The organism is Candidatus Propionivibrio aalborgensis, from assembly GCF_900089945.1.
In the GTDB taxonomy this organism is placed as follows: Bacteria; Pseudomonadota; Gammaproteobacteria; order Burkholderiales; family Rhodocyclaceae; genus Propionivibrio; species Propionivibrio aalborgensis.
Window position 1 is genome coordinate 1 of record NZ_FLQY01000082.1, and the last position, 6,998, is coordinate 6,998.

7 protein-coding genes and 1 tRNA gene are annotated in these 6,998 nt (G+C 56.4%); 1 reads left to right on the forward strand and 7 read right to left on the reverse strand.

Annotation, left to right across the window (positions count from 1 at the left end; genetic code table 11):
* Positions 1-11: 11 nt before the first annotated feature.
* The 7 genes from rplT to PROAA_RS05470 form a co-directional block, all read right to left on the reverse strand.
* Positions 12-371: a 50S ribosomal protein L20 gene (gene rplT, locus PROAA_RS05440; protein ID WP_186410373.1), complete on the reverse strand. Its 360-nt coding sequence runs from the start codon at positions 369-371 to the stop codon at positions 12-14.
* Positions 372-382: 11 nt separating this feature from the next.
* Entirely contained in the window at positions 383-580 is a 198-nt protein-coding gene (rpmI, locus tag PROAA_RS05445; protein WP_186410374.1) for a 50S ribosomal protein L35, read from the reverse strand.
* Positions 581-677: 97 nt separating this feature from the next.
* Positions 678-1,226, reverse strand: coding sequence for a translation initiation factor IF-3 (gene infC / locus PROAA_RS05450; protein ID WP_425393997.1), 549 nt, complete (start codon positions 1,224-1,226; stop codon positions 678-680).
* Positions 1,226-3,142 carry a threonine--tRNA ligase gene (thrS, locus tag PROAA_RS05455; RefSeq protein WP_186410375.1) on the reverse strand — a complete coding sequence of 639 codons (1,917 nt, stop codon included), beginning with the start codon at positions 3,140-3,142 and terminating at the stop codon, positions 1,226-1,228. Before thrS ends, infC begins: the two co-directional genes overlap by 1 nt.
* Before the next feature lie 54 nt (positions 3,143-3,196).
* Positions 3,197-3,273, reverse strand: a tRNA-Val gene (locus PROAA_RS05460).
* Between the two features lie 119 nt (positions 3,274-3,392).
* Positions 3,393-3,866, reverse strand: coding sequence for a single-stranded DNA-binding protein (ssb, locus tag PROAA_RS05465; protein WP_186410376.1), 474 nt, complete (start codon positions 3,864-3,866; stop codon positions 3,393-3,395).
* 42 nt (positions 3,867-3,908) lie between these two features.
* A complete protein-coding gene (locus tag PROAA_RS05470; RefSeq protein ID WP_245664176.1) occupies positions 3,909-5,114 on the reverse strand; it encodes an MFS transporter in 1,206 nt (401 codons plus the stop codon).
* Positions 5,115-5,229: 115 nt separating this feature from the next.
* Between PROAA_RS05470 and uvrA the strand changes: the two genes are divergently transcribed.
* Positions 5,230-6,998 (forward strand): excinuclease ABC subunit UvrA (gene uvrA, locus PROAA_RS05475; RefSeq protein WP_186410379.1); only part of this gene is annotated, 1,769 nt, incomplete at its 3' end.

The following is a 6,998-nucleotide window of genomic DNA, read 5'->3' on the forward strand; positions in this document are numbered from 1 at the left end:
TGCTCGTTCAGTCAGGCGCCGAGCTGGGCTTTGGCTTTTACGGCCAGAGCGGCAAATGCCGGTTTGTCGAAAACGGCCAGATCTGCCAATACCTTGCGGTCGACTTCGATCTGCGCCTTCTTCAAGCCGTTCATGAAGGTGCTGTATTTCAGGCCCGCTTCACGTGCTGCGGCGTTGATACGGGCGATCCACAGCGCACGGAACTGGCGTTTCCTTTGGCGACGGTCACGGTAGGCATACTGCCCCGCTTTCATTACCGCCTGTTTGGCGATGCGATATACGTTCTTGCGGCGGCCACGGTAACCCTTGGCCAGTGCAATAACCTTCTTGTGACGCGCGCGCGCCGTTACACCACGTTTAACTCGAGGCATGGTTTATCTCCTTAAGCGTAAGGCAGCATGGCACGAACCATGGCCTTGTCGGAGTCATGCACTCCGGTAATGCCGCGCAACTGACGCTTGGCTTTGGTGGTTTTCTTGGTCAGGATGTGGCGTTTGAACGCCTGCGCGCGTTTGATACGACCGCTCGCACTGACCTTGAAGCGCTTCTTGGCGCCACTCTTGGTCTTCATTTTGGGCATTGAATGCTCCTATTTATACATGGGTACAGGTGTCTTCCGGCGGAAGCGCTTTTGACCTGATGCCACTTGTGGGTGTTGCTACTACCGGGTGCTGCAACTACTTTTTCTTGTTCGGCGTCAGGATCATGACCATTTGCCGCCCTTCCATCTTGGGCATTTGTTCGACTACGGCGACGTCCTGAATATCTGTTTTGATCCGCTCAATCTGGCGCATGCCGATTTCCTGGTGAGCCATTTCACGGCCACGGAAGCGCAAAGTCACCTTTACCTTGTCGTCTTCCTGCAGAAAGCGTGTCATGTTGCGCAGCTTGATCTGGTAGTCGTTTTCGTCGGTACCCGGCCGGAACTTGACTTCCTTGACCTGAACCTGCTTTTGCTTAAGCCGCTGCTCATGCTGCCGCTTTTGTTCCTGGTACTTGAATTTACCGTAATCCATGATTCGGCAAACTGGAGGTTGTGCCATTGGCGCAATCTCCACCAGATCTACCCCGGCCGCTTCGGCCAACTGTAAAGCCTGACCAACACTCGTGATTCCGAGTGCCTCTCCTTCTTCGCCCACCAACCGGATTTCCGGTGCATTGATTTCTTCGTTAATGCGTTGCGACTTTTGCAGTGCGATGGTTTCGCTCCTTGTCCTGACAATAATTAAGCCGTGCCACTTCGCGCCGCAACTTCACCGAGAAGTCGCTCGATCAGTTTCTCAAGCGGCATTTGCCCGAGATCCTGACCGCCGCGTGTACGCACGGCCACCAAATTTTCTGCCATTTCCTTATCGCCAACAACGATTTGGTACGGCAGTTTGTTCAAGCTATGTTCGCGTATTTTATAGGTAATTTTCTCGTTGCGCAAATCGCTCTCAGCGCGCAATCCCGCGCCACGTAGCGTTTTTGCAACATGTTTGGCATACTCTGACTGCTTTTCCGAGATATTCAAAACGACCGCTTGTACGGGCGATAGCCACAGCGGCAGAGCGCCGGCACAATTCTCGATAAGAATACCGATAAAGCGCTCCAGTGATCCCAGAATGGCTCGATGCAGCATGACCGGCGTGTGTCGGGTGTTGTCATCGCCGACATATTCGGCGCCAAGACGCTGCGGCATCGAGAAATCGACCTGCATTGTGCCGCATTGCCAGGAGCGGCCGATGGCGTCCTTGATGTGGAATTCGATTTTCGGGCCGTAAAAGGCACCTTCGCCCGGCAATTCATCCCAGTGCAATCCGGAAGCCTTCAGGGCCTCGCGCAGGGCTATTTCGGCCTTGTCCCAAACATCATCAGAGCCGACACGCTTGTCCGGGCGCAATGCGAGCTTGACCACCACTTCTGAAAATCCGAAATCGGTATAGACTTCGCGCACCAAGGCGTTGAAGGCCGTTACTTCGGATTGGATCTGGTCCTCGGTGCAGAAAATGTGGCCGTCGTCCTGTGTGAAACCGCGCACACGCATGATGCCGTGCAGTGCACCCGAAGGTTCGCTGCGGTGGCAGGAGCCAAATTCGCCGTAGCGCAGCGGCAGGTCGCGGTAGCTGCGCAGGCCGGTGTTGAAAATTTGAATGTGCCCCGGACAATTCATCGGCTTGATCGCGTATTCGCGTTTCTCCGACTCCGTGGTGAACATGTTGTCCTTGAAGTTCTCCCAGTGACCGGATTTTTCCCACAGGCTGCGGTCGAGGATCTGAGGACATTTCACTTCCTGATAGCCGTTGGATTGATAGACCCGACGCATGTACTGTTCGATCTGCTGCCACATCGCCCAGCCCTTGGGATGCCAGAAAATCATCCCCGGCGCTTCGTCCTGCAGGTGGAAGAGTTCGAGATGCCGCCCCAGGCGACGGTGATCGCGTTTTTCGGCTTCTTCCAACATGTGCAGGTAGGCGTTCTGATCATCCTTGCTCGCCCAGGCTGTGCCATAGATGCGCTGCAACTGCTCATTGGCCTGGTCGCCGCGCCAGTAGGCTCCGGCCACCTTCATCAGCTTGAAGACCTTGAGCTTTCCGGTTGAAGGGACGTGCGGGCCACGGCACAGGTCGATGAAATCGCCTTCGCGATAAAGGGAAACTTGCTGATCCTGCGGAATGGCGGCAATCAGCTCGGCCTTGTAGTGTTCGCCAATTGACTTGAAGAAAGCGGTCGCGTCGTCGCGTTTCCAGACTTCGCGAGTGACGGGAATGTCGCGTTTGGCCAGCTCACCCATTTTCTTTTCGACGGCGACCAAGTCCTCCGGAGTGAATGGGCGCTTGTAGGCGAAATCGTAGTAGAAGCCGTTTTCGACAACGGGTCCGATCGTCACTTGCGCTTCCGGAAAGAGCGTTTTCACGGCGTAGGCCAGCAGGTGAGCAGTCGAGTGGCGAATGATTTCCAAGCCCGCGGCATCCTTGTCGGTAACGATGCCAAGCTGCGCATCGTTCTCGACCCGGAACGACGTGTCGACCAGGCGGCCATCGATTTTGCCTGCCAGCGCAGCGCGCGCCAAACCAGCACCAATGCTATGAGCCACTTCCGCAACCGTTACAGGCTGCGCAAACTCCCGTTGAGAACCGTCGGGCAAAGTAATGATCGGCATAGGTCGACCCCGGAAATGGAAAAAAGCCAGAGACTCGCTCTGGCTTTAATTGTTTGGTAGGCGCGATTGGACTCGAACCAACGACCCCCACCATGTCAAGGTGGTGCTCTAACCAGCTGAGCTACGCGCCTTCTTTGCCGCGCGAGCTGCTTGCGGCATTGAAGAAGGCAGAATTATACGGATGCACCACCGCAAGTCAACGAAATCAACCGGTAACCCGCATCGTTGTTTGGATCAGGTCATCCGGCCGCTAGAATGGAATATCGTCATCCATGTCTTCAAAGCTCGGCGTCTTTTTTGCCGGGGCCGCGCGCGGCGATCCCGACGCCCCGGCAGAAGGCATACTGCCACCAAATTCGGCTTCGCCACCGGACGATGACGCGGCGCTCTGGCGGCCGCCGAGCATCTGCATTTCATTGGCCTCAATTTCGGTTGTGTAGCGCTCCTGTCCCTCCTTATCCTGCCACTTGCGGGTGCGGATGCGTCCTTCGACATAAACGGCCGAACCCTTCTTGAGATACTGTCCGACGATTTCGGCGAGTTTGCGGTAGAAGACAACACGATGCCATTCGGTAATTTCCCTCTTCTCTCCGGTCGCCTTGTCTTTCCAGGATTCCGTGGTGGCCAGACGAATATTGGCTACGGCGTCGCCGTTAGGCATGTACCGAGTTTCCGGGTCGGCCCCCAGATTGCCGACGAGAATCACTTTGTTGACTGAAGCCATGTTGCCTCCCTTAGGGTGTTCGAATGGCGGATTATAAGAGAATCATGCGGACTGTTGCCGGGCACGCGGAACCGGCATGGCCATTGTCAGCCCATACCCAAGCCAGATCAGCGCCAGAGTCGCGCTCAGAAGCCACATGGCATCCGGCCCGAAGTGTTTGACCAGCACCCCGCCAAGGGTGCCGCCAAGAAATAGTCCAAATGATTGCGTCGTGTTGTACACCCCCAGCGCTGCTCCTTTGGCGTGCGCTGGAGCGATACGCGCAATCAGTGAGGGCTGCGTCGCTTCGAGGATGTTGAAAGCAGCAAAGAAAAGGAGTAGCCAGAAAAACAGGGAATACAAACCGGTATCCAGGAAACAGAAACCCAGTTGAACCACAACCAGAAGGGCGATCGCGCCGTTGAATACCAGCTTCATCTTGCCGTACTTTTCGGCGGCGATAATGGCCGGTACCAAGGTAACGAAAGAAAGCAAGACCGCCGGAAGATAGACTTTCCAGTGTTCGGCTACGGGCATTGCGCCACTGCCGACGAGCGCTGAAGGAACGACTATCCACATTCCCGTTTGAACAAGGTGCAAGGTAAAAACCCCAAAATTCATCCGCATCAACTGAGGATGAACAAGCACCTCAACAAAGCTGGGCCAGCTTGCCCGTCGCGGTACGGCGGGTGCCGTCGGTACGATCTTGAGCAGGATAAAGATTGCCAACAGGGAAAGAAATCCGGTCAGCGCAAAAATTCCGGGCATGCCGATAGCGGCATACAGAACGGGAGAACCGACCATCGACAGTGCAAAGACAAGCCCGATCGACGAACCGATCATCGCCATTACTTTGGTCAGATGTTGCTCTCGGGTAAGGTCGGCGGCCAGCGCAGTTACCGCCGCGGAAATGGCACCAGCGCCCTGCAGGATGCGACCGATGATAATGCCGTAAATATCGTGTGACATGGCGGCAACAAAGCTGCCGATGGCGAAAAGAATAAGGCCGAAAACAATCACCGGCTTACGCCCGAAACGATCAGACGCGACTCCATAGACGATTTGCAGAAAAGTTTGAGTCAGCCCGTACGCGCCAAGCGCCAGACCGACCAGCGCGACGTCATTTCCGGATGGCAGGTGTTCAGCATAAACCGCAAAAACCGGCAGGATCAGAAACAGACCCAGCATGCGCATGGCAAATATTGAGGCCAACCCGGCTGCGCCACGCCGCTCGGCTGAAGTCATCGGGTCATGGGTTGGAGATAACATCAGGTCGGCAATGGAAAGCTGGCGAAAGGAGGAACAAGGATTGGTTCAAGCGGTCGGAGTTGCGTATATTAACAGGTTTGCTTTACCTCCCTGGCAGCACTCCCCAATGGATGAGATACGAGAAATCAGGATCCGCGGTGCACGCACGCACAACTTGAAGAATATCAATCTCGATCTGCTACGCAACCGGCTGATCGTGATTACCGGCCTCTCTGGTTCCGGAAAATCCTCACTGGCATTCGATACGCTTTACGCCGAAGGCCAGCGCCGCTATGTCGAATCATTGTCTGCGTATGCCAGACAATTCCTGCAGCGCATGGACAAGCCCGACGTCGACCTGATCGAAGGGTTGTCGCCGGCCATCTCGATCGAGCAGAAGGCGACCAGCCACAACCCGCGTTCGACAGTCGGTACGGTGACCGAGATTCACGACTATTTGCGCCTGCTTTTCGCCCGCGCGGGCACTCCCTATTGCCCTGAGCATCAGCAAGCGCTGAATTCACAAACCGTATCGCAGATGGTCGATCATGTGCTGGCATTGCCTGCCGAAACACGCTTGATGGTCATGGCGCCGGTTATCGCCAACCGCAAGGGTGAACAGCTCGACTTGTTTGCCGAATTGCGTGCTCAGGGTTTCGCCCGGTTGCGGGTCGATGGTGTGATCTACGAAATCGATGCGTTACCGAAGCTGGCCAAGACGCGCAAGCATACCGTGGATGTTGTGGTAGACCGCCTCCGGGTGCGTGATGACATGCGGCAGCGTCTGGCGGAATCCTTTGAAACCGCGCTGCGCCACGCAGACGGTCGCGCAATTGCTTACGAGATGGATTCCGGAAAGGAGCATCTGTTTTCGGCCAGATTTGCGTGCCCGGCATGTTCCTATTCGCTGCAGGAACTTGAGCCGCGCATCTTCTCGTTCAATAACCCGATGGGCGCCTGCCCGAGCTGCGACGGGCTGGGCGTGATCCAGTTTTTCGACCCCAAGCGTATTGTCGCCCAGCCTGCCCTTTCACTTGCCGCCGGCGCGATTCGGGGCTGGGATCGGCGCAATCAATTCTACTTCCAGCTACTGACCTCGCTGGCCGCGCATTACGGCTTTGATGTCGAGACGCCGTTCGCCCGGCTGGACGAGCGCATCCAGAAGGTCCTGCTCTACGGATCGGGCCGCGAAGTCATTCCATTCATCTACATCAACGAGCGGGGAAATGTCACGACGCGCGAGCATAGCTTCGAGGGCATCGTCTGCAATTTTGAACGCCGCTACAAGGAAACAGACTCCGTAGCTGTGCGCGAGGAACTCGCCAAGATGATCAGCAACAAGGTCTGTCCGGGATGCGAAGGTGCACGACTTCGCGAAGAAGCGCGCAATGTGCGCATCGGAACACAGCCGGGCGCACTCACCCTGCACGAAATCAGTGGCTTGCCCCTGGCCGAGGCGCGAGAACATTTTCTGACCCTTCAACTGGTTGGCAACAAGGCGCAGGTCGCTGAAAAGATCCTCAAGGAAATCACCAGCCGCCTGCAGTTTCTGATCAACGTCGGCCTTGACTATCTGTCGCTCGATCGCTCCGCAGAAACGCTCTCCGGCGGTGAGGCGCAGCGCATACGCCTGGCGTCGCAGATCGGCTCGGGGCTGACCGGCGTCATGTACGTACTCGACGAACCCTCGATCGGCCTGCACCAGCGCGACAACAACCGGCTGCTGGAAACACTCAAGCAACTGCGAGATATCGGCAACACGGTAATCGTCGTCGAACATGACGAAGACGCAATCCGTAGCGCGGATTACGTTGTCGACATCGGCCCTGGGGCAGGCGTTCACGGCGGCTTCATTGTCGCGGAGGGTGATCCGGAATCGGTGGCGCAGAACCCTGCGTCAATGAC

Excerpts from the sequence above, each read along its gene's own strand:
- rpmI (WP_186410374.1), bottom strand. The coding sequence starts at position 580 with ATGCCCAAAATGAAGACCAAGAGTGGCGCCAAGAAGCGCTTCAAGGTC.
- PROAA_RS05470 (WP_245664176.1), bottom strand. The coding sequence starts at position 5,114 with ATGTTATCTCCAACCCATGACCCGATGACTTCAGCCGAGCGGCGTGGC.
- thrS (WP_186410375.1), bottom strand. The coding sequence starts at position 3,142 with ATGCCGATCATTACTTTGCCCGACGGTTCTCAACGGGAGTTTGCGCAG.
- rplT (WP_186410373.1), bottom strand. The coding sequence starts at position 371 with ATGCCTCGAGTTAAACGTGGTGTAACGGCGCGCGCGCGTCACAAGAAG.
- ssb (WP_186410376.1), bottom strand. The coding sequence starts at position 3,866 with ATGGCTTCAGTCAACAAAGTGATTCTCGTCGGCAATCTGGGGGCCGAC.